22 protein-coding genes and 3 pseudogenes are annotated in these 21,107 nt (G+C 37.0%); 20 read left to right on the top strand and 5 right to left on the bottom strand.

Going from position 1 to position 21,107, the window contains the following annotated elements; all coding sequences use genetic code 11:
* Positions 1 to 91 precede the first annotated feature (91 nt).
* The 4 genes and pseudogenes from LIZ98_RS06980 to sigK form a co-directional block, all read left to right on the top strand.
* A pseudogene (locus tag LIZ98_RS06980) lies at positions 92 to 280 on the top strand (ATP-binding protein); the annotation flags it as partial.
* 178 nt (positions 281 to 458) lie between these two features.
* Positions 459 to 803 (top strand): annotated as a pseudogene (locus tag LIZ98_RS06975) (ABC transporter permease); the annotation flags it as partial.
* A gap of 319 nt (positions 804 to 1,122) precedes the next feature.
* Positions 1,123 to 1,359: a YrhC family protein gene (locus LIZ98_RS06970; protein WP_034771233.1), complete on the top strand. Its 237-nt coding sequence runs from the start codon at positions 1,123 to 1,125 to the stop codon at positions 1,357 to 1,359.
* Between the two features lie 258 nt (positions 1,360 to 1,617).
* Positions 1,618 to 2,331, top strand: coding sequence for an RNA polymerase sporulation sigma factor SigK (gene sigK, locus LIZ98_RS06965; RefSeq protein WP_227138885.1), 714 nt, complete (start codon positions 1,618 to 1,620; stop codon positions 2,329 to 2,331).
* 281 nt (positions 2,332 to 2,612) lie between these two features.
* On the opposite strand, the gene pssA is transcribed toward sigK, so the two are convergent.
* Positions 2,613 to 3,092: a CDP-diacylglycerol--serine O-phosphatidyltransferase gene (gene pssA / locus LIZ98_RS06960; RefSeq protein WP_043988670.1), complete on the bottom strand. Its 480-nt coding sequence runs from the start codon at positions 3,090 to 3,092 to the stop codon at positions 2,613 to 2,615.
* A 166-nt stretch (positions 3,093 to 3,258) separates the two neighbouring features.
* Here pssA and LIZ98_RS06955 point away from each other — a divergent pair, with 166 nt between their 5' ends.
* Positions 3,259 to 4,044: a phosphatidylserine decarboxylase gene (locus tag LIZ98_RS06955; RefSeq protein ID WP_227138884.1), complete on the top strand. Its 786-nt coding sequence runs from the start codon at positions 3,259 to 3,261 to the stop codon at positions 4,042 to 4,044.
* Positions 4,045 to 4,121: 77 nt separating this feature from the next.
* Here LIZ98_RS06955 and LIZ98_RS06950 read toward each other — a convergent pair whose 3' ends face one another.
* Positions 4,122 to 4,286: a sporulation histidine kinase inhibitor Sda gene (locus LIZ98_RS06950; RefSeq protein ID WP_227138898.1), complete on the bottom strand. Its 165-nt coding sequence runs from the start codon at positions 4,284 to 4,286 to the stop codon at positions 4,122 to 4,124.
* 586 nt (positions 4,287 to 4,872) lie between these two features.
* Between LIZ98_RS06950 and LIZ98_RS06945 the strand changes: the two genes are divergently transcribed.
* The 7 genes and pseudogenes from LIZ98_RS06945 (at position 4,873) to LIZ98_RS06915 (ending at position 9,070) form a co-directional block, all read left to right on the top strand.
* Complete coding sequence (locus tag LIZ98_RS06945) at positions 4,873 to 5,403, top strand: YqeG family HAD IIIA-type phosphatase (RefSeq protein WP_034771228.1); 531 nt, start codon at positions 4,873 to 4,875, stop codon at positions 5,401 to 5,403.
* Positions 5,393 to 6,496, top strand: a complete 1,104-nt coding sequence (yqeH, locus tag LIZ98_RS06940) for a ribosome biogenesis GTPase YqeH (protein ID WP_108898320.1) — start codon at positions 5,393 to 5,395, stop codon at positions 6,494 to 6,496. The genes LIZ98_RS06945 and yqeH overlap by 11 nt, the downstream gene beginning before the upstream one ends.
* Before the next feature lie 32 nt (positions 6,497 to 6,528).
* Positions 6,529 to 6,822: pseudogene (gene yhbY / locus LIZ98_RS06935) on the top strand (ribosome assembly RNA-binding protein YhbY).
* A gap of 12 nt (positions 6,823 to 6,834) precedes the next feature.
* The gene (locus LIZ98_RS06930; RefSeq protein ID WP_034771209.1) at positions 6,835 to 7,410 is read left to right on the top strand and encodes a nicotinate-nucleotide adenylyltransferase; all 576 of its coding nucleotides are present in this window, start codon (positions 6,835 to 6,837) and stop codon (positions 7,408 to 7,410) included.
* Positions 7,397 to 7,984: a bis(5'-nucleosyl)-tetraphosphatase (symmetrical) YqeK gene (yqeK, locus tag LIZ98_RS06925; RefSeq protein WP_227138883.1), complete on the top strand. Its 588-nt coding sequence runs from the start codon at positions 7,397 to 7,399 to the stop codon at positions 7,982 to 7,984. The genes LIZ98_RS06930 and yqeK overlap by 14 nt, the downstream gene beginning before the upstream one ends.
* Complete coding sequence (gene rsfS / locus LIZ98_RS06920) at positions 7,971 to 8,327, top strand: ribosome silencing factor (RefSeq protein ID WP_034771205.1); 357 nt, start codon at positions 7,971 to 7,973, stop codon at positions 8,325 to 8,327. Before yqeK ends, rsfS begins: the two co-directional genes overlap by 14 nt.
* Positions 8,324 to 9,070 (top strand): class I SAM-dependent DNA methyltransferase, encoded by a 747-nt coding sequence (locus LIZ98_RS06915; RefSeq protein WP_227138882.1) that lies wholly within the window; start codon positions 8,324 to 8,326, stop codon positions 9,068 to 9,070. Before rsfS ends, LIZ98_RS06915 begins: the two co-directional genes overlap by 4 nt.
* 208 nt (positions 9,071 to 9,278) lie before the next feature.
* Here the strand turns inward: LIZ98_RS06915 and comER are convergent, their stop codons facing one another.
* On the bottom strand, positions 9,279 to 10,112 hold the full coding sequence (gene comER, locus LIZ98_RS06910; RefSeq protein WP_041846236.1) for a late competence protein ComER: 834 nt from the start codon (positions 10,110 to 10,112) through the stop codon (positions 9,279 to 9,281).
* Positions 10,113 to 10,171: 59 nt separating this feature from the next.
* On the opposite strand from comER, the gene LIZ98_RS06905 reads away from it, so the two are divergent.
* The 3 genes from LIZ98_RS06905 to LIZ98_RS06895 all read left to right on the top strand — a co-directional run bounded on the left by LIZ98_RS06905 (position 10,172) and on the right by LIZ98_RS06895 (position 13,988).
* Positions 10,172 to 10,843 carry a helix-hairpin-helix domain-containing protein gene (locus tag LIZ98_RS06905; protein ID WP_227138881.1) on the top strand — a complete coding sequence of 224 codons (672 nt, stop codon included), beginning with the start codon at positions 10,172 to 10,174 and terminating at the stop codon, positions 10,841 to 10,843.
* A gap of 213 nt (positions 10,844 to 11,056) precedes the next feature.
* Positions 11,057 to 11,509, top strand: coding sequence for a ComE operon protein 2 (locus LIZ98_RS06900; RefSeq protein ID WP_034771187.1), 453 nt, complete (start codon positions 11,057 to 11,059; stop codon positions 11,507 to 11,509).
* A 160-nt stretch (positions 11,510 to 11,669) separates the two neighbouring features.
* A complete protein-coding gene (locus tag LIZ98_RS06895; RefSeq protein WP_227138880.1) occupies positions 11,670 to 13,988 on the top strand; it encodes a DNA internalization-related competence protein ComEC/Rec2 in 2,319 nt (772 codons plus the stop codon).
* A gap of 160 nt (positions 13,989 to 14,148) precedes the next feature.
* Here the strand turns inward: LIZ98_RS06895 and LIZ98_RS06890 are convergent, their stop codons facing one another.
* Positions 14,149 to 14,283: a YqzM family protein gene (locus LIZ98_RS06890; RefSeq protein ID WP_034771185.1), complete on the bottom strand. Its 135-nt coding sequence runs from the start codon at positions 14,281 to 14,283 to the stop codon at positions 14,149 to 14,151.
* A 193-nt stretch (positions 14,284 to 14,476) separates the two neighbouring features.
* Here LIZ98_RS06890 and holA point away from each other — a divergent pair, with 193 nt between their 5' ends.
* Positions 14,477 to 15,490, top strand: coding sequence for a DNA polymerase III subunit delta (gene holA / locus LIZ98_RS06885; protein WP_227138879.1), 1,014 nt, complete (start codon positions 14,477 to 14,479; stop codon positions 15,488 to 15,490).
* A gap of 92 nt (positions 15,491 to 15,582) precedes the next feature.
* Here holA and rpsT read toward each other — a convergent pair whose 3' ends face one another.
* Positions 15,583 to 15,849 carry a 30S ribosomal protein S20 gene (gene rpsT, locus LIZ98_RS06880; RefSeq protein ID WP_034771180.1) on the bottom strand — a complete coding sequence of 89 codons (267 nt, stop codon included), beginning with the start codon at positions 15,847 to 15,849 and terminating at the stop codon, positions 15,583 to 15,585.
* Between the two features lie 331 nt (positions 15,850 to 16,180).
* Between rpsT and gpr the strand changes: the two genes are divergently transcribed.
* The 4 genes from gpr to hemW all read left to right on the top strand — a co-directional run bounded on the left by gpr (position 16,181) and on the right by hemW (position 21,022).
* Positions 16,181 to 17,284, top strand: a complete 1,104-nt coding sequence (gpr, locus tag LIZ98_RS06875; protein WP_227138878.1) for a GPR endopeptidase — start codon at positions 16,181 to 16,183, stop codon at positions 17,282 to 17,284.
* A 156-nt stretch (positions 17,285 to 17,440) separates the two neighbouring features.
* The gene (locus tag LIZ98_RS06870; protein ID WP_227138877.1) at positions 17,441 to 17,761 is read left to right on the top strand and encodes a DUF3679 domain-containing protein; all 321 of its coding nucleotides are present in this window, start codon (positions 17,441 to 17,443) and stop codon (positions 17,759 to 17,761) included.
* Positions 17,762 to 17,989: 228 nt separating this feature from the next.
* Positions 17,990 to 19,813, top strand: a complete 1,824-nt coding sequence (lepA, locus tag LIZ98_RS06865) for a translation elongation factor 4 (protein WP_034771171.1) — start codon at positions 17,990 to 17,992, stop codon at positions 19,811 to 19,813.
* A gap of 72 nt (positions 19,814 to 19,885) precedes the next feature.
* Entirely contained in the window at positions 19,886 to 21,022 is a 1,137-nt protein-coding gene (gene hemW, locus LIZ98_RS06860) for a radical SAM family heme chaperone HemW (protein ID WP_227203000.1), read from the top strand.
* The last annotated feature ends 85 nt before the right edge of the window (positions 21,023 to 21,107 follow it).

Genomic DNA, 21,107 nt, shown 5'->3' with positions numbered 1-21,107 from the left:
GCAAGCGAAAATGTATTTTCGCTGACTACGGCTCTTTGGTTGCCTAAAGGCTCGGACGCCCGAGTTTTCTTTAAATATAGAAACCAACAGTCGCGTGTTTGAACCGTTTTATACGGGAGAAAATGGTCGGAAATTTAGAGAATCAACAGGAATGGGACTATATTTAACGAAGGAGGCCGCCGAGTACCTTGGTCACCGTATCGAACTCGACTCAAAGGTTGGAGAAGGCTCGACATTTCGAATTATTTTTAGTGTGACCCAAAACCTTACAACCGTGTAAGGAAACTGAAAGAAAAATCGATTTTTTGAAAGATGAAAAGCAGGTATACTAATCACAAGTTAAGGGATTTAAATTGAAAGGAGAACTTGTGATGCTGGATGTCAAACAAGTAAGTAAAATTTATGAAGGGAATATTGCCTATCGTGCTTTAACAGATATCAATTTAAAAATAGATGAAGGGGAATTTGTTGGCATTATGGGTCCAGCCGGAAGTTTCCTTTACTTCCGCTTGTATATGGATCTAGATGAAGATAAGCAAAAATTCTCATCGATTGCCAAAATGGGTCTAACAGTGAAGGAGCTTAAGAAGGTCTTAACCAGACAAACAGCTATTCTCTTTTTCGCTCCCATTATCGTTGCCCTTATTCATGGAGCGGTTGCGTTAACGGCATTATCCAATCTATTTGAGTTTAATATATTTAAGGAATCCGTAATGGTATTAGGTGTATTCTTGATTATTCAAATAATCTACTTTTTCATTGTCCGCTTTTTCTATACAAAGCAGATTCAGGCTGTTATTTAAATAATACTGGGCACATAGGATATTAAGGTGATTCTGTGTGCTTTTTTTGCAAAGACATCAGCAAAAGGCGGTGAGTAACATACTTGACTCAAAACATCCCTGCAACTATTCAATTAGAAAATCAACATTAAGTTAACGAAAGTTTATTAAACATAAAATTTACATAAACCTCTTTATTAATCAAAGTCTGTTCCTCTGATGTTTATATTTTGACGCAAAGTTCAATAGATTTTCCCCCAAGTTTTCCTATATTTTCAACAATACAATTTCTATTTTTCATGTTAATCTATTAACATAAAATAGATTAGTAGGTGAGAAAATGAACAAGGTGGAACAACTGACAAGTAAGTTGCAAGATTATAAAAATTATTCTGTTGTGTTAACGGCCATCAGTACATTTTTATATATCGGCTTATTTTTAAAAGGCGGACAACTGTCAAACACAAATCAATATATCGTCATTGCCGCAATGACAATAAGTCTTATTTCTGCATTACTCTTCTTCGGTATGGCGTTAGCATGTAAAAAGAAATTAAATGATACAGATGATGATTAACCTTTTCCTCCCCGCTTTTGCTTAACGTGGGGAATCCTTTCCTTTTATCCCACCTTAAGATTTTTGAGTTTACAAAAAAGATAGGTGGGGGATGAAGAAAACCCCACTGATGGAAGTTTCATTGGGTGGTTTGGTTTTTGCAAAGACTGCTATTTAAAAAATCGGAATATCAAGTAATTTAGCGGGACATACACTTTTTTGGGATTTCCAACATAGGTATAACTTATAGGCATTGGAAATTTCATTGGAGGTGGATACATGCCAGGAATTTTTTCTGCACTGGCCGTCCTGTTTAAAGAACTTGTGTTTTTTGTCTCATATGTGAAAAATAATGCCTTTCCGCAACCTTTATCACCTGCCCAAGAACGGAAATATTTAAAATTGATGGCAGAAGGGGATATGGAAGCAAGAAATATTTTGATCGAACATAATTTAAGGCTTGTCGCACATATAGTAAAAAAATTTGAGAATACCGGCGAGGATCAAGAGGACCTCATCTCAATCGGTACAATCGGTCTAATCAAAGCGATTGAAAGCTTCTCAGAAGGAAAAGGAACGAAATTAGCTACATATGCAGCCAGATGCATTGAAAACGAAATACTCATGCACTTAAGGGCGTTAAAAAAGACAAAAAAGGACGTCTCTTTACATGATCCAATCGGCCGGGATAAAGAAGGGAATGAAATTAGTTTAATTGATGTATTGAAATCCGATTCCGAAGATGTTATTGATACCATTCAGTTGAATATGGAATTAGAAAAGGTAAAGGAATATATCAGCATTCTTGATGAGCGCGAAAAAGAAGTGATTATCGGCCGATTTGGGCTTGGTATGGAAAAGGAAAAAACGCAAAGAGAGTTAGCAAAAGACTTGGGGATTTCGCGCAGTTATGTTTCCCGAATTGAAAAACGTGCTTTAATGAAAATGTTTCATGAGTATTACCGGGCAGAAAAGGAAAAAAGGCAATCCTAAGCTGTTGCCGCCTGAAATTAAAACAGGAATGAAAAAATAAGGGCTGCCATCGATTGAATTTCTTCCGGAAAAAGGATGCGGAAGAAAACATTCGATGAACGGTCCTTTTTGTACGTTTTTATAAATTTCCGGGAAAGATGTAAATTCTATGTAGCGGGAAATTTTAAGTTTCAAATTTAAGTACTTAAGAAAAGCTACGAAGCGATACTCCGCAGCCAAAATTTTTTTGACGAACAACACATTGTGATTCGGTTAAACGATCAAATCAAAAAGTTTCGGAATCATATTTTTTTTACCTTTAACGTACTTATCATTAAAAAAGAAAGAATGATCATTAAATATAAATAAATGATGGCCGGGATAAATTGGATGCCAAGATAGCTGAATGTCAGAATACATCCGGCAGCCGTAATTGGCAACCCACTAAAATAACAGTTATTTTCGGTAATATTAAATCTGGCAAGTCGAAATGCCCCGCAACCGATGAAAAAGACGGTGATAAAAATTCCCGCGCTGGAAAAATAATGAATAATTCCTTGATATAATAAAAGTGCGGGTGCAACGCCAAATGATATAATATCACTCATGGAGTCTAATTGTTTACCAAGCTCAGATTCTATTTTTAGCTTACGAGCAACCATTCCGTCAAATCGGTCCAGTAGGGCAGCCGAAAAAATCAAGAATAAACTATAATTAAGTTCACCTTGTATTGTAAAAATAATCGAGAAACCGCCTAAAAATAAATTACTTAGAGTCATCATATTGGCCAATTGTGATTTAATCTTCTTCAGAGTGACATCAATGATTTGAAATTTAAAAAACAAGTAAATCCATCCTCTCTAAAAATTATATTGGTAGAGATTCTTTTCTATATTATTATATTTTATGAAAGATGTTTAGGAAAGCGAATCTTTTGGGAGGTATTCCATGCGAAAAATTATTTATCAAAAATGTATTGAATTGACCAATCGGGCCTGGTTATCCAACTTGATCCGACAATTTACCAGGTCTAAAATTAGTAAAATCATCATCCCTTTCTTTGTCAAGATTTATAAAATTGATATGAGTGAGTTCGAATATCCTTACAATGAATATACGACATTACATGAGCTTTTTATTCGTAAATTAAAAAAAGGGACAAGATTGATTGATTCAAATATAAATACGGTCATAAGTCCGGTTGATGCTACTATTGAGTCGATAGGTTCAATTGAGCCGTCAACGGATATTAAAGTTAAGGGGAAGATGTATTCCTTGAAGGAAATGCTTGGCAACGATGAAAAAGCAGTACAATACCGAGACGGATATTTTATTGTTTTATATTTAAGTCCAAAACATTACCATCGCATACATAGTCCGGTTAATGGAAAAGTAATCAGTCGCTGGGAGTTAGGGGATCGTTCGTATCCTGTTAACCGTTTGGGGCTTGAATATGGAAAAAACCCTTTGGCAAAAAATTACCGCTCCATTTCAGAGATTAATCACAAAACCGGAAAAATGGCCCTTGTGAAAGTCGGAGCGATGTTTGTAAATTCCATTGAATATACGAATGGCAGTATGAATCTAAAGAAAGGAGAAGAGATTGCATATTTTTCATTCGGCTCCACTGTCGTCCTTTTATTTGAAAAGGATACATTTCTAATTGATGAGAGGATATCGGTTCCACATCCGGTAAAAATGGGAGAGGTAATTGGACATTTAGTTAAAAAATAAGGTTCCTCACTATTATACACAAGCAGTGAGGAACAATATGATCAGGAAATTTACATAGGATGGATTTCACTTTGAATTTACGAGCTGCCTAAAGACTTGGACGTCTGAGTTTTCTTTATTTTATTCAAAAGTGATCGACGCTCCAATTCTTTCTCAATGAGGTGGATGAACTCGGGTGAAAGTTGAAGTTCCAGTGCTTTATAATATGATTCGATTAAAAGTTGATCAGATAAATTTTCCATTTTTTCGGTATTCACCGTTCACCTCCAAAATTCATATAATCGGGGAAATCATCATATACTAAAAGATTGGACTTTCATAAAAGTTAATACAACTTTATCAAAAATTTTATTAGAGAACAAGCGTTCCAGTTATCCACATTCAAAGTGGATAAGCTGTGATTAACTTGTTAATAAAACTTTAAAATATAAGAATTGACAAGCTGAAAAATGTGTATAAACTTATCCACAGCTGTTGACAAAAGTAGAAATATGTCGAAATATTTTTTTAAATTGTCAAATAATAATGAAACTTGTCGAATAGAGGGATAGCGGTTTTTCCAATAAAAAATATATCTTAACTTGCAAAAAAACCGTAAAGAAAATATGATTAGTAGTATGTTTAATCCTTTTGTCCCGCACTAACGGTCACTAAATCTTCCTCCAGAGGCTTAAGGGAAGTCAAAGATACAAGGGAGGAAGATAAAGTGTCTGTAAGTGCCCGATTGGTTCAACTAACCGGCAGTGGGCTGAAGAAAACCCCCACTGCTGGAAGTATCACTTGACAGTAACTGGATAGAGATAAACGGAGTCATATGAGGTGTCGACAATGTTAAAACGGTTTTTACCAAATGAGTATGTTCAATCAATTTTTGAAATCACTCCCCAATTTTTAAAAGAAAGGAATATTCACGGGATTATTACCGACCTGGATAATACGTTAGTTGAGTGGGATCGTCCGTTGGCAACGCCGGAACTTACGGCTTGGTTCAAAGAAATGCGCGACAATGGGATACAAATTGTTATCCTTTCCAATAATAATGAAAAACGGGTACATAAATTTGCTACACCTTTAGGCATCCCTTATATATATAAGGCACAAAAACCACTGGGTAAAGCTTTCCGGAAGGCACTTGCAATCATGAAGTTGCCGAAAGAACAAACGGTCATGATTGGCGATCAATTATTGACAGATATTTTTGGCGGAAATTTGTCCGGTTTCTTTACAATCCTTGTTGTTCCTGTTACAGAAACAGATGGACTGGCAACAAGACTTAATCGAATGATTGAAAGAAGAATATTAAATTGGTTTAATAAAAAAGGCTTACTGCAATGGGAGGGCACAAAAGGTGGAGAATAGGCTGATTTGTATCGGATGCGGGGCGGCTATTCAATCAGAAGACCCGTCGCAACCCGGGTACGTACCTGCTTCATCCATGGAAAAGGAACAGGTCATATGCCGTCGCTGCTTCCGATTAAAACACTATAATGAAGTACAAGATGTCGCATTGACCGATGAAGATTTTTTGAAAATATTAAATGGTATCGGAAATACGACCGGACTAATTGTTATGATTGTCGATATTTTTGATTTTAACGGCAGCTGGCTCCCGGGGATTCACCGCTTTACAGGCGGAAATGATGTGCTTCTGGTCGGCAATAAAGTAGATTTGCTGCCAAAATCGGTCAATCATAACCGGCTGAAAAATTGGCTGCAACAACAAGCGAAAAGCTTAGGGTTAAAACCAATTGACGTGGCCTTGGTCAGTGCGGAAAAAGGATTATATATAAAAGAAGTCATGGAATTAATCGAGCAATATCGGAACGGAAATGATGTGTATGTGATCGGTTGTACCAATGTCGGCAAATCGACCTTTATCAATCGAATCATCCGTGAAGGGACCGGAGAAGAAAACATAATTACAACATCTTATTTTCCCGGCACAACTTTGGATATGATTGAAATCCCACTTGATGACGGCAAATCGATCTTTGATACACCGGGAATCATTAATCATCATCAAATGGCACATTTTGTTCATAAGAAAGATTTAAAGCTGATTACTCCGAAAAAGGAAATTAAACCAAAAGTGTATCAATTAAATGAGAAACAAACACTATTTTTCGGCGGGCTGGCACGATTTGATTTTATAAAAGGCGAACGGTCTTCTTTTGTATGTTATTTATCGAATGAGTTACAAATTCATCGGACAAAATTAGAGAAAGCTGATGAGTTATATGAAAATCATAAAGGGGAATTATTAAGTCCGCCGCGAAAAGAAGATTTAACAAATTTTCCGGAATTCGTTCGTCGGGAGTTTTCCGTTAAAAAAGGAAAGACGGATATTGTGTTTTCCGGCCTCGGTTGGGTAATGGTTCCGGACGGTGGAGTTGTTGTCGCCGCCTATGTTCCAAAAGGTGTCGAAGTATATGTACGTGATTCGTTAATTTAATTTATATGACGTTCATAAGGAGTAGGAATTATATGTTAACTGGAAAGTAGAAACGATTTTTACGGTCAAAAGCTCATCATCTCGTACCGATTTTCCAAGTCGGTAAAGGTGGCGTGAATGACAATATGATTAGACAAATAGCAGATGCTCTGGAAGCACGGGAGTTACTCAAGATAAGCGTATTGCAAAATTGTGAGGAAGATAAAGAGACGGTGGCTGAAAAATTATCACGCGGGGCAGATGCAGAACTTGTACAAATAATCGGCAACACAATTGTTCTTTATAAAGAATCAAGGGAAAATAAACAGTTGATTTTACCGCAATAAGAGGATGATGGCATGAAGAAAAAGATAGGAATTCTTGGCGGAACCTTTGATCCTCCACATATCGGTCATTTGATTATTGCCGATCAAATCCTGAACTTATATAAACTGGATGAGATTCGATTTATGCCGAATTATCTTCCGCCCCATAAAGAAAAGCTTTCAAACACAACGATTCAAGACCGGTTACGAATGTTGGAACTTTCGATTAAAGAACATGACCGGTTTAAAATTGAAACAATTGAGTTAAAACGGAAAGAAAAATCATATACTTACAATACGATGGTTTTATTAAAACAATTAGAGCCGGATCATGAATTTTTTTTCATTATCGGCGGCGATATGATTGATTATTTACCGAAATGGTATAAAATAGAAGAATTGATGGAACTTGTTCAATTTATTGGCGTCGAGCGACCGATGTCCAAAGGAGAAACGACTTATCCGATTCAATTTATCGATATTCCGTCAATCTATATTTCTTCGTCAATGATTAGGGAAAAAATTGCCAATGGCCAATCGGTGAAATATTTATTACCGGAACATGTGATTTCCTATATTGAGGAGCATAAATTATATGGAACGAAATGAAGCAATAGCGATTATTAAAGAACATTTACCGGAAAAACGATTTATTCATACTTTAGGTGTTATGGAAACAGCAATTCAATTGGCAAAAACATATCATTGTGATGAGAAACAAGCAGAACTTGCCGCAATTTTCCATGATTATGCAAAATATCGACCGGCGGAAGAAATGAAACAAATTATCATTAAAGAAGGTATGCCCAAGGAGTTATTAGCATTTAACACGGAAATTTGGCACGGTCCGGTTGGCGCTGTTTTGATAAAAAATGAGGTTGGAATTGATGACGAAGATATTTTGAATGCGATTCGTTATCATACGACCGGGAGACCGGGGATGACAACACTTGAGAAGGTCATTTTTTTGGCCGATTATATTGAGCCAGGCAGAAGTTTTCCCGGTGTAGAGGAAGTAAGGGAATTGGCCAAGACCGATTTGGATGGTGCCGTTTTTCGTTCTTTGCAAAATACCATTATTTTTTTAGCTAAGAAAGGTTTTGCTATTTATAAAGACACTTTAGATACGTATAACAGTTTTTTACTAAAAGGAGGCATTAATCCATCGTATGACAAATCGTGAGTTATTATTGACGGCAGTCAAAGCAGCTGATGATAAAAAAGCGGAAAATATTGTTGTATTGAATATGAAAGGAATTTCCTTGATTGCTGATTACTTTGTTATTTGTCACGCTAATTCTGACAAGCAAGTCCAAGCCATTGTTAAAGAAATTAAAGATCAAGTTGATGAAAAAGGCTTCCCTGTCAAACGTTTGGAAGGATTTGAACAAGCAAGATGGGTCTTGGTCGATCTAGGGGATGTGGTCGTTCATGTTTTTCATCGGGACGAAAGAAACTATTACAGCCTTGAACGTTTATGGGGAGATGCCCCGCAAGAAGATGTAATGAGTGAACTTTCACAATGAACTATAAACATTTTTCCCTGCTTTATGATCAACTGATGGATGAGGCACCGTATGATCAGTGGATGGAATTTCTCACAACGCAAGTAAATAACCATTTTTCTGAGGCAAAAAAAGTATTAGATCTCGCCTGTGGAACGGGGGAAATGTCAATCCGGCTTTTTGAAAGAGGCTTTGACGTTGTCGGGGTTGATTTATCCGAAGAAATGTTATCCATCGCATATCAGAAAGCAGTGGATAAAGGTTTTCGTATTCCGTTTTTTCGCCAAAATATGACCGAGCTTACCGAGTTTCCCTATTTTGATATCGTTATTATTTTTTGTGACTCGTTGAACTATTTACACACAGAACAGGATGTCGCAAATACATTTACATCTGTTTTCCAATGTTTGAATCACGGGGGATTGCTGTTATTTGATGTTCATTCTCCTTATAAAATGGAGAATGTCTATGCCGGGGCTACATTTGCGTATAACGGGGACGATATTTCTTATATTTGGAATAGCTATGCCGGTGAGTACCCGTTATCGGTTGAACATGAATTGACGTTTTTTGTTTTTGATGAACAGAGCGGAAAATATGATCGATATGATGAATTACATAAGCAACGCACGTATCCTAAAAGTCAGTATGAAAACTGGTTAAAAGCAGCCGGTTTTCAAATTTTGTCAATAACCGGAGATTTTACGAATGAACCTGTTTCCGAGACAACGGAAAGAATCTTTTTTACGGTAAAAAAACCGTAATCGTCAATCACAAGGTTATCAATGGACGAATCATAAGTCTGTTGATAACCTTGTTGTTTTATGATGGTATACGGATCGCTTTCGATCATAATAAAAGTTTGTCTTTCGATAACCTTGTTGTGTTATGCCCCGCTAACCAGCGTCGCACAAGTTTTTTTAAAAATTTTTTTGAGCAGAAGGATTTTTGGAGAATTTGTCGAATACGTAATTATACGTTATGAAATTCAAACTGATTTTTAATGATATTGATTTCCCTGTCAAATTTGTTATGCGTTGCCCTGAAAATTTTCCTGAAGATATCTTCCATTGCACTTTCTTCCAAGACATTGATTCCTTCTCCGGTGATACCACCCCTTACTGTAACTTTTTTCTGTAGTTCTGGAAAAGTGTAATATTTTTTTTCAATTAACATCCCTATTCCAATAAACATATCCGCGGCTAATTTTGTAGCGAGTTCCTTGTCAATATTTGTTTCACTTACTGCTGCATCGATAAATTTTTGCAATAAATAACTAAAAAAAGCCGGACCGCAACTGACGATATCGGAAGCAACCCTTGTTATTTGTTGATCAATGATAACCGGTTTTCCTATATGGGAGAGTAAACCGATCATTACATTCTTCCAAACATCGGTACATTTTTCACCAAAAGTCAATAAACAAACACCTGATAAGGCACGATTGGTAATACTCGGTATTGCCCGTACACAAGAGCAAGGGACAACTGTTTCCAATTGTTCAACCGATATCGGGCTGGTGATGGAAACAAGACATTGATCCCTTGTTAATCGATCTTTTATTTTTGTAAGAACCGGATGGATATCGAGTGGTTTGGTACAAAGAAAAATTAAATCACTTTTTTCAACTAATTGCTCTATATCTGTTTCGATATGAAGGTTGGGATACATTTGTTTCAGCCGGTTAGCCTTCTCAATCGTACGGTTAGTAATCGAAATATTTTTTTCACATACGGCTTTTCCGTTAATGAGGGCTTCGGTAAGAATCGTTCCCATATTTCCGGTTCCGATGATTCCAATATGCACATAATCCCTCCTTTTCGAAAAAATATCTCATCTAACTGTATGAAAGGAATTGATGTTTTATGACAAAAGGGCAAATGTTCATTCAATGGGTACAGGAAAAAAAGCAATGGTTGATCATTGGTCTTGTTTGTGTCGGGGCTGCGATCTTTTATTTCTATAATCAAAATGATGATGTGGATTTAATGAATCGGCAAGAAGTGATTAGTGAAGACATAGTTGCGGAAAATCATTCCCAAAAGGAGCAAGAACATCCAAATTCAAATGACAGTGCTGCATCGTCGAAATCGCAACCGATGAAAGTCGATATCAAAGGTGCTGTGATGAATCCCGGAGTATACACGGTTACCGGTAACGAAAGGGTTATTGATATTATCGAAAAGGCTGGCGGGTTATTGGATGATGCCGATATTGTAAAGGTGAATTTATCTCAAAAGGTTATGGATGAAATGGTTATTTATATTCCGAAAATTGGTGAAGAAGTCTTGGCAGCTGAAAATATCCCGGTGAATTCGGGTTCACAAAACAGTGGAGGAGACGGGAAAGTGAATATTAATCAGGCAGATGCCAGTGCTCTTGATTCGTTGCCGGGAATTGGGCCTAGTAAAGCAGAGGCAATCATTGAATATCGGGAAACAAACGGACCATTTCAAAAAGTGGAAGATTTAATGAATATTTCCGGCATTGGTGAAAAAACGTTTGAAAAATTGAAAGACCAAATTACTGTACAATGAACAAAACAGGTGTTTTTAAACCTATCTTAGGGATTCCAATTAACGAAGAGGATAGGTGGAGCGGGGATCAAAATGCCCCGATTTGTGCAATAATCAATCAGTGGGATAAAGCCCCCACTGATTGATATATCATTTATGATTGACTGGCACAAAATAATCAGTCTACACTATTGATAGCAAGAAACCAATTATGGACAGAAAGAAGGATGAACCGTGCAACGAATTGAATGGGATCAGTTTTTTATGGCACAGTGTTTTCTCATTTCCACCAGAAGTACATGTACAAGATTGGCTGTCGGCGCAACGATTGTTCGAGATAAACGGATCATTGCCGGCGGTTATAACGGATCGATTGCCGGCGGGGATCATTGTATTGATAAAGGTTGTTATGTGATTGATAATCATTGTGTTCGAACCATCCATGCCGAAATGAATGCGATTCTTCAATGTGCAAAATTTGGCGTTCCGACTGAAGGAGCGGAAATCTATGTGACTCATTTTCCATGCCTGCAATGTACCAAAGCGATCATCCAAGCCGGAATTAAAGTAATCTATTATGCAGAAGATTATAAAAACCATCCCTATGCATTGGAATTGTTGGAGCAGGCCGGCGTAAAAGTGGAAAAAGTGAATTTTGATAAAAGTGTTTTTGCTATGAAGATATAAGGAAAAAGAGGGAAGCAATTGGTTTAGCTGATTGCTTCACCGGTATTTTTCGGTAACCAAGAAAAGATGATGTTTGCTGTTGTAGCTTTTTTGTGCGTATACTTGATTCTTGAATTCGCATCTTTGCCGGAAATTTATACATGGTTAACGTATAAATAGAATGGGAGGGGTTGCCATAAGAAGCGGAACATTCATATATTTCGGTTTGATAATCGTTTTCGCATTTTTAAGTTACCATCACTTTTCCTTGGGGCTTACCGTAATGGTATCGTATTTTTATCTTCTGCAACATCGTCTTGAACAGCGATTTTTACTCATTTTATTAACAAGCTATGGAATTTGTCTTCTTTTTTTCTTTTTCCATTTCGAGTCACAAAATCAGGACCCGATAGAAAAGAAAATCGAGACGGACATATCGTTTACCGGATATCCGAAATTTGATGGGGATAAATTAAGTGCTACGGTTAAGACGGTTACGGGAGAGAAATTGGCTCTCACCTACTATGTTCGGACTGAAGAAGAAAAGACAAAATGGTCCTCGATTCTTCAGCTGAATACCGTTTGTACCGTTAATGGAACACTGAAAACACCGCCGGAACCGACCAATCCAAATGCATTCAATTACCGTCAATACTTGCGAACGCAAAATATTAAATACTTGATATCCGTTAATACGATTCGAACTTGTCAAAAGGGTAAAGAGACATTTTATACAAATTTATTAAAATACCGAGAGCAAAGTATGGCTTTAATTAACCATTATTTTTCGGAGCGGATTGCCCCATTCATTAATGCATTGTTGTTTGGAAATGATGATCAAATGGAAGAAACGACAGCTGAAGCATATCGGCAACTCGGTTTATCCCATCTTTTAGCCATTTCCGGATTGCATGTAACAATTATTAGCGGTTGTGTTTATTTTATATTATTGCGGCTCGGAATCTCGAGAGAATCAGTAAGAACGGGAATGTTATGCTTTCTTCCAATCTATGCAGTTATTTCCGGTGCTGCACCATCTGTGATTCGTGCGGTGGTTATGGCATGGCTTGTCTTATTTCTTTCCAGGTGGAAAACTGTCATTCACCCGGTGGATGCTCTCTCTATATCTTTTATTATCTTTGCTTTCATAAATCCGTTTATTCTTTATCATGTAGGGTTTCAACTTTCCTATTTGGTCACCTTTGGTCTATTATTATCAAAATCTCTTTTTGAGAGAACGAAAAGCTCCTTGGAAAACGGTTTTTGGATTGCACTGCTTTCACAATTAGTCGCCTTACCTGTTTTACTAAATTATTTTTATGAATTTTCCTTTCTCAGTATTTTTCTAAATATTATCTACGTACCGTTATTTTCGGTCATCATTCTCCCTTTATGTCTATTGACTTATTTTCTGCTTTTCCTTTTCCCGGCAATAGGACAACTCGGTGTCAACTTGTTAACACTGATTTTTTCAAATGTGAACCGATTTGCAGAATGGGTTTACCAGTTTGATATATTTCATATTGTTTTAGGTAGACCGCCTCTTATCCTGTTTCTGGCTTTTTTCATTTTTTATTTTATTGGCTTTACCCTCTTGGAAAGGGATGGTTTGAAAAAGAAGAAGCTGCTGATTACCTTATTTGTTGTCCCTGTTTGTCTCCAAATTTTCATGGTGAAATTTTCACCGGTGGGCGAGGTGACATTTATTGATGTTGGGCAAGGAGACAGCATCCTTATCCGGTTACCTTTTAATCAAGGAAATTATTTAATTGATACCGGGGGAAAGGTAACATTTCCATTGGAGGATTGGCAAGAGCGAAGGACAAATTTTGATCCGGGGGAAGATATTGTGGCTCCGTTTTTAAAAAGCAGAGGTATTTCCAAAATCGATAAACTTATTTTGACCCACGGAGACAGTGATCATACCGGTTCGGCCTTAGCAATTCTTGAAAATTTTCGTATTGGTCAAGTTCTTGTAGGTGATACACTGGAAAAGAAGGAAATCGAACTGAACATTATCAATGAAGCAAAGAAAAGAGGAATTCCGATTACGAAAGTTTCCGCCGGCATGCAATGGGAGGAAGCGGGTCATAAGTTTTTTATCATCGCTCCTGAAAAAGCAGCTGTTTCAAGCAATGATGCTTCGATTTGCATATACAGCAAGCTGGGAGGACAATCCTGGTTATTCACCGGAGACTTGGAAGAGATGGGGGAAAGGGAAGTAATTGAGCAATTTCCTCAATTGGAAGTGGATGTTTTGAAGGTTGGACACCACGGGAGTAAAACATCGACAACAGAACTGTTTCTTTCAAAAATAAAGCCTGAATTTGGCGTTATTTCCGCCGGTAGAGATAACAGGTATGGACACCCTCATCAAGAAGTCCTTGAACGATTAAATGCGCATAAGGTAATGATTTACAGGACAGATATTCATGGGGCTGTTACTTATAAATATTTTTTAAGCAGAGGGAAATTTTCAACTGTGGTGCACGATCCATAATTTTATTTGAGCATTTACGGCAAGTCAGGGAGGGAAATAGCTTGGAGAGGCGCTTGTCGCATGTATCTGATTATGGGGGTGGCGTAACAAATTCACTTTTCATCCAGATAAAAATTGTAAAGGGTATCAAAAATTGTCACCTTTTTGATACCCCTGTTTTTTAAGAACCGATTGCTTTAATAACTCCGGCAAGGATGAAGATTGTTGCAAAAAATCCAAATGAAACAATGAACCCAACAGCAGAATCGATAAAATCATTTCTTTTTGATTGGACATCTTGTTCAAATTCGTTCACATACACCCCTCCTCAATCAATTCTAGTATACATAAAATTTTTCTAAAAATCTACATCTTTCATTAATTGTGAAGGAACCAAAACTCATTTCCATATTTTTTCGGTTTTGCCCTTAATAATCTTTACTCAACCCTTGTGAAAAGAAGAAATTTTATTTACGATAAAAGAAACATGTCAGAAGAACGGAGAGATTATGGTGTTTTTAAAAATATGGAAAGATATCAAGAAAGGAAAATTTTCCCCGTTGTATTTATTATATGGGAATGAAGATTTTTTAATAAATGAAACAAAGAAATATATTATTGATGCGGCATTGTCGGAAGAGGAACGTGAATTTAATCTATCGATCTATGATTTAGAAGAAACGACCGTCGAATCGGCTGTAGAAGACTGTCAAACGATTCCTTTCCTTGGCGAACGAAAAGTTGTCATTATGCACAATCCTTATTTTTTAACGGCTGAAAAGGGAAAAGAAAAAGTCGACCACAATGTGAAGGTGTTTGAAGAATATATAATGAATCCAGTTCCGTCTACGATACTCATTTTAATTGCTCCCTATAAAAAACTGGATGAACGGAAGAAAATAACCAAATATTTGTTAAAAAATGCCGTTGTCCTTGAAGCCAAATTTTCGGAAAAAGATACAAAAGATTGGATTCGGCAGCGTATTACGGAAAATGGATTTGAAATAACCCCAAATGCCGTAGAATTACTCTATCAGTTTACCGGCCAAAATTTGACAATGTTAAATCACGAATTGGAAAAAATCTTTTTATACAGTGACGGGAAAATAATCGATGAAGAGATGATTCAGTTACTCGTCCCAAAATCATTAGAAAATAATATTTTTGTTCTTGTTGATAAATTTGTTCACCAACAATTGGACCAAACATTAGAAATTTATCATGATTTGTTAAAGCAAAATGAGGAACCGATTAAAATACTGGCTGTCATTGCAAGCCAAATTCGTTTTATTGCTCAGGTGAAATCATTAATAAAACAAGGGTATGGAGAACAAAAGGTTGCAAGGATTTTAAGATCGCATCCTTATCGGGTGAAATTGGCAATATCCCAGGCAAACAGATTTGATGAAGAAAAATTTTTAGCCATGATTGATGAGTTGGCAGACATCGACTACCAAATGAAAACAGGTTTTGGAAATAAAGAATCATTATTAGAAATCTTTTTCTTTAAATACTTGACGTAATAATAAGTGAGCCAGGCTGTTAAAAATGCCTGGCTCAAAGCTTATATAGAAAAAGAAAATTTGGTGTGAGTTACCAAATTTTCAAAAATCCATTATGCGTTTAATGAGTTCACTTTTTTTGTTAAACGTGATTTATGACGATTTGCTGCGTTTTTATGAATTAAGCCTTTTGAAGCAGCTTTGTCAATTTTACGAATTGCACTAGTTAATGCTTCTTTGGCAGCTGCAGCATCATTGCTTGTTACAGCAACTTCAACTTTTTTAATTGCTGTACGCATGGCAGATTTTTGTGATGTATTAATCGCAGTACTTTTCTTATTAGTTTTAATTCGTTTAATAGCAGATTTAATGTTTGCCAATTTTTTCACCTCCCAATAAAGCTAGACGGTTAAATAACTTTTTAATAGAACATCATAAAGAACAACTGCTATTTTACCAAATGATGACTGTGAATGCAATACTGAAAAAAGGAAAGCTGATATCGAATGAAATCCAATTATTTGGAAATGATAGAAAGAAGAGTAGTTATCTATAAATTTTTCCTATGCTTTTGTATTGCTTCATTGAGAAAAAAAGCTAACAATTGCCTTTTTACACAAATATTCTGTAAGGATAAAGAACCTACACAAATTGAATTTTCCCTTAATAATAGTGATCTGTTTTTGAAAGATATTGAAAGGAGATAAAGAAATGAAACAAGAGATAGAGAATTTTTCAGTGCGCACGGATTTGGCTATTGAAGCAAAGGAGATGGTTGTCGAACAACAAGGGCAACAACTGGATTCAGATCTTAAGGGCGTGATTATTAAAGAAAGAACCGAACAAGATGTGAAAATTTCCGAAGTTACCATTACCGATGAAGGAAGTAAATCGATTGGAAAAAAAGCAGGGCATTATTTAACGATTGAAAGTCAGGCGATTAGACAAGCCAATAGTGAATATGAACAGATTACGAAAAATATTTTTGTCAAGGAATTTAAAAACTTTTTAGCAAATCAACAGATTGGCAGTGATGCAACTTGTTTAATCGTCGGTCTTGGAAATTGGAATGTAACCCCTGATGCATTGGGTCCAATTGTATGTGAGAATATTGTCGTTACAAGACATTTGTTTGAATTTCAACCGGAAACCGTCCAGGAAGGATACCGGTCGGTAAGTGCCATCGCACCGGGTGTAATGGGAATTACGGGGATTGAAACAAGCGATATTATTTTTGGTGTTGTTCAAAAAATAAAGCCTGATTTTATCATTGTCATTGATGCGCTTGCTTCCCGCTCCATTGAAAGAGTTAATACGACGATACAAATTTCAGATACCGGTATTCATCCGGGGTCCGGCGTCGGTAACAAACGGAAAGAATTAAGTAAGGAAACATTCGGGATCCCGGTTGTAGCTATCGGAATTCCAACTGTTGTCGATGCCGTTTCCATTACGAGCGACACGATTGATTTCCTGCTCAAACATTTTGGCCGGGAAATGAAAGAAGGTAACCGTCCATCCCGTTCTTTAGCGCCGGCGGGACTTACATTTGGTGAGAGGAAAGTATATACGGATGAAGATTTACCCGGTGAAGATGAACGGAAAACGATTCTAGGGATCATCGGTACATTGGAAGAGGAAGAAAAACGGTCACTGATTCGTGAGGTTTTATCGCCGACAGGTCATAATTTGATGGTTACACCCAAAGAAGTTGATGTTTTCATAGAACGGATGGCAAACTTGATTGCCGGCGGACTCAATCAAGCATTACATCCAAGTTTGGATGAAACCAGGGCGAATTTTTCAACACATTAAAACTAGGTGGAATCTCGTAATGTTTTCTACTAACATCGCATATTTTATAGTAACAGTGTTTTTTGCAAGTACTACTTTCACAGCTTTGTTACCGAAGCTTTTATCATCGTCTAGTGGAAAGTTTCGGTTAAAATAGGATAAAACGAGGTGATGGATATGTTTCGTTTTCTTTTAAAAACAATGCTTCTTATAAGTATATTATTTATTGGAGTCATTATCGGCTTTCAAGAGGCAAATCACGGCCTAAAGGAGATGAAAGGCTTTGATGATGGCACATTTTCCTCCGTCATATCCGTTCAAGAGGCAGAAGATTATGGAGAGTACGAAGCAACCATCCTTGGTGAGAAAGTGACAAGTCATGACCTGGAAGAAAAGAAAAAGGCGTTGGAAGAGTTAAACAACTATAATCTATTTACAGACATTGCAAAAACATTTACCGATTTTCTGCAAAAAATGATATCTTCCTTGTTTTCATAATAAAAACTGTTCAGAGAGGCAAACCGGCTCTTTGAACAGTTTTTTCTTATCCATGAACCGAAAAAAGGATAAAAAGGTAGTGAAAAACTATGGATTCGTTTTATTGTCTAGCTCGGGTTGCTACTGGCACTTTTCTTAAAATCATCAATTGGTTTCCATTGAATATGGAAAAATGTATTGATATAATCAAAGCTAGTGACTTTGTCCAGTTTACAGGAGTGAACGAAAATGAATCGAGAAGAAAAGTTAAAACGACAGGAACGCATCCGTAATTTTTCGATTATTGCCCATATTGATCACGGCAAATCGACATTAGCTGATCGAATTTTAGAAAAAACAAATACGGTTGCCGAGCGAGAAATGAAAGACCAGTTACTAGATTCAATGGATTTGGAACGGGAACGTGGGATTACAATTAAATTAAACGCTGTAGAACTCACTTATAAAGCGAAAGATGGGGAAGAATATATTTTTCACCTGATTGATACACCGGGACATGTTGATTTTACATATGAAGTATCGAGAAGTTTAGCCGCTTGTGAGGGAGCTGTCCTTGTTGTCGATGCGGCACAGGGAATCGAGGCTCAAACATTGGCGAATGTGTATTTAGCGATAGATAATGATTTGGAAATTCTTCCGGTCATTAATAAAATAGATTTGCCAAGCGCAGAACCGGAGCGAGTCCGTCAAGAAATAGAAAATGTTATCGGACTGGATGCCAGTGAAGCAGTGTTAGCTTCGGCTAAAGCAGGAATCGGGATTGAAGAAATACTAGAACAAGTTGTCGAAAAAATCCCTGCACCAATTGGCGATCCGGATGCCCCGCTGCAAGCACTGATTTTCGATTCCGTCTATGACCCGTACCGCGGTGTTATTGCCCTAATTCGAATTGTTGAAGGTTCGGTTAAGGTCGGCGATAAGATCAAAATGATGTCGACTGGAAAAGAATTTGAAGTGACTGAGCTTGGGGTCAACTCGCCGAAACCGGTCAAACGAGATGAATTAACTGTCGGCGATGTCGGTTATTTGACCGCCTCGATTAAACATGTTGGTGATACACGCGTCGGGGATACGATTACAAGTGCAGTGAATCCGGCCAAAGAACCGTTGCCGGGTTATCGAAAAATGAATCCGATGGTGTTCTGTGGTATGTATCCGATTGATACAGCAAAATATAATGATCTTCGTGATGCGCTGGAAAAATTACAATTGAATGATGCCGCCCTGCAATTTGAACCGGAAACGTCCCAAGCGCTTGGATTCGGATTCCGTTGCGGTTTCCTCGGTCTTTTACATATGGAAATTATTCAAGAGCGAATTGAACGGGAATTCAAAATTGATCTGATTACGACAGCGCCAAGTGTTATTTATCATGTTCAGTTAACTGACGGGGCGTCCATTCAAGTAGATAATCCGTCCAATATGCCGGATCCGCAAAAAATTGAACGAATTGAAGAACCGTATGTAAAGGCATCAATTATGGCCCCAAATGATTATGTCGGTGCGATTATGGAACTGTGTCAAAATAAACGCGGAATATTCATTGATATGCAATATTTAGACGAAACACGTGTGACGATCACTTATGAAATTCCATTATCCGAAATTGTCTATGATTTCTTTGATCAATTAAAATCCAGCACAAAAGGTTATGCATCTTTTGATTATGAATTAATCGGATATAAACCTTCGAAATTAGTGAAAATGGATATTTTATTGAACGGCGAACGGGTGGATGCGCTTAGTTTCATCGTCCACCGGGATTCTGCATACGACCGGGGCAGAGTCATTGTTGAGAAATTAAAAGAATTAATCCCGCGTCAACAATTTGAAGTGCCGGTCCAGGCAGCAATCGGTACAAAAATTATTGCCCGCTCGACCATTAAAGCGATGAGAAAAAATGTTTTAGCCAAATGTTACGGTGGGGACATTTCCCGGAAAAGGAAACTCCTTGAGAAACAAAAAGAAGGAAAAAAACGAATGAAACAAGTCGGATCGGTAGAAATCCCGCAAGAAGCATTTATGGCTGTTTTGAAAATTGACGATAAGTAGTTTGATGAACCGGAGAGGTTAGGTGGAACATCCATACTAACCTCTTTGTACTTAAGAAAGATGGTGATTTTTTTGCCGAAAGCAGTGTATATACACATTCCGTTTTGTACGCAGATTTGCCATTACTGTGATTTTAATAAAGTTTTTTTAAAGGGGCAGCCGGTCGATGATTATTTAAAAGCACTAAAAACCGAAATGGAAAAAACATTTGCAAATTTGCCTCCAAAAAATGTGGAAACTGTGTTTATTGGTGGTGGGACACCGACAGCGCTAAATGAAAAACAATTGGAATATTTAATGCAAACTATCCACTGTTTCATTGATGTTGAAAAAGAGATTGAATTTACGATTGAGGCCAACCCAGGAGACTTGACCGTGGAAAAGCTGAAAATCTTAAAAAATTACGGGGTTAACCGTTTAAGTATAGGTGTTCAATCATTCAATAATAACTTGTTGAAGGCAATTGGCAGAAACCATAAAGTAGAAGATATATACAAAACAATCGAATCAGCAAAACAACAGGGCTTTACCAATATTAGCATTGATTTAATGTATGCATTGCCAAATCAAACGATTCAAGACGTGGAATTTGCTCTCAATGAATTTTTTAAGCTTGATATTGAGCATTGCTCTGCCTATTCCCTGATTGTTGAACCGAAAACAATTTTTTATAATTTGATGAATAGGGGAAAATTGCCGCTTCCTTCCGAGGATGAGGAAGCAACGATGTATCAAATGATCATGGAACAGATGGAGAGCCATGGATACCATCAATACGAAATAAGCAATTACGCAAAAAAAGGCTTTAAAAGTAAACATAATCTTGTTTATTGGGACAATGATCATTATTACGGATTTGGAGCCGGTGCCCACAGTTATATCAATGGGAAAAGGAGATCGAATATAGGTCCTATTAATCACTACTTGAAAGCAATCGAAAAGGGACGGTTGCCAATCCGGGAAGAAATTTCATTGACAGTTAAAGAGCAAATGGAAGAAGAAATGTTTTTGGGGTTAAGAAAAACGGCCGGAGTTTCACAAAAAAAGTTTTATCAAAAGTTTAGTATCGATGTACTGGAATATTATCGAGAGGAAATTGAAAAATTAATCCAAGACGGGTTGCTTCAGATCAATGAGGATGAGATCCAATTAACAAATCGGGGAAGGATGTTGGGGAATATAGTCTTCCAACAATTTATTAAAGACTAATCCAAGTAAATAAAGTTTACCTAATCGGTCAATCTCTGCTCATGAATTGACATATTTACGATAATTTGTTAATTTATATATAGAT

Source organism: Caldibacillus sp. 210928-DFI.2.18 (assembly GCF_020554505.1).
GTDB classification, from domain to species: Bacteria; Bacillota; Bacilli; order Bacillales; family Caldibacillaceae; genus Caldifermentibacillus; species Caldifermentibacillus hisashii.
This window is presented reverse-complemented; position numbering and strand designations above follow the sequence as displayed.

Excerpts from the sequence above, each read along its gene's own strand:
- LIZ98_RS06945 (WP_034771228.1), top strand. The coding sequence starts at position 4,873 with ATGTTAAAACGGTTTTTACCAAATGAGTATGTTCAATCAATTTTTGAA.
- LIZ98_RS06950 (WP_227138898.1), bottom strand. The coding sequence starts at position 4,286 with ATGGAAAATTTATCTGATCAACTTTTAATCGAATCATATTATAAAGCA.
- gpr (WP_227138878.1), top strand. The coding sequence starts at position 16,181 with ATGAAACAAGAGATAGAGAATTTTTCAGTGCGCACGGATTTGGCTATT.
- holA (WP_227138879.1), top strand. The coding sequence starts at position 14,477 with ATGGTGTTTTTAAAAATATGGAAAGATATCAAGAAAGGAAAATTTTCC.
- LIZ98_RS06870 (WP_227138877.1), top strand. The coding sequence starts at position 17,441 with ATGTTTCGTTTTCTTTTAAAAACAATGCTTCTTATAAGTATATTATTT.
- LIZ98_RS06970 (WP_034771233.1), top strand. The coding sequence starts at position 1,123 with ATGAACAAGGTGGAACAACTGACAAGTAAGTTGCAAGATTATAAAAAT.
- LIZ98_RS06930 (WP_034771209.1), top strand. The coding sequence starts at position 6,835 with ATGAAGAAAAAGATAGGAATTCTTGGCGGAACCTTTGATCCTCCACAT.
- LIZ98_RS06955 (WP_227138884.1), top strand. The coding sequence starts at position 3,259 with ATGCGAAAAATTATTTATCAAAAATGTATTGAATTGACCAATCGGGCC.
- sigK (WP_227138885.1), top strand. The coding sequence starts at position 1,618 with ATGCCAGGAATTTTTTCTGCACTGGCCGTCCTGTTTAAAGAACTTGTG.
- LIZ98_RS06915 (WP_227138882.1), top strand. The coding sequence starts at position 8,324 with ATGAACTATAAACATTTTTCCCTGCTTTATGATCAACTGATGGATGAG.
- LIZ98_RS06905 (WP_227138881.1), top strand. The coding sequence starts at position 10,172 with ATGACAAAAGGGCAAATGTTCATTCAATGGGTACAGGAAAAAAAGCAA.
- yqeK (WP_227138883.1), top strand. The coding sequence starts at position 7,397 with ATGGAACGAAATGAAGCAATAGCGATTATTAAAGAACATTTACCGGAA.
- LIZ98_RS06895 (WP_227138880.1), top strand. The coding sequence starts at position 11,670 with ATGGGAGGGGTTGCCATAAGAAGCGGAACATTCATATATTTCGGTTTG.
- rsfS (WP_034771205.1), top strand. The coding sequence starts at position 7,971 with ATGACAAATCGTGAGTTATTATTGACGGCAGTCAAAGCAGCTGATGAT.
- lepA (WP_034771171.1), top strand. The coding sequence starts at position 17,990 with ATGAATCGAGAAGAAAAGTTAAAACGACAGGAACGCATCCGTAATTTT.
- pssA (WP_043988670.1), bottom strand. The coding sequence starts at position 3,092 with ATGATGACTCTAAGTAATTTATTTTTAGGCGGTTTCTCGATTATTTTT.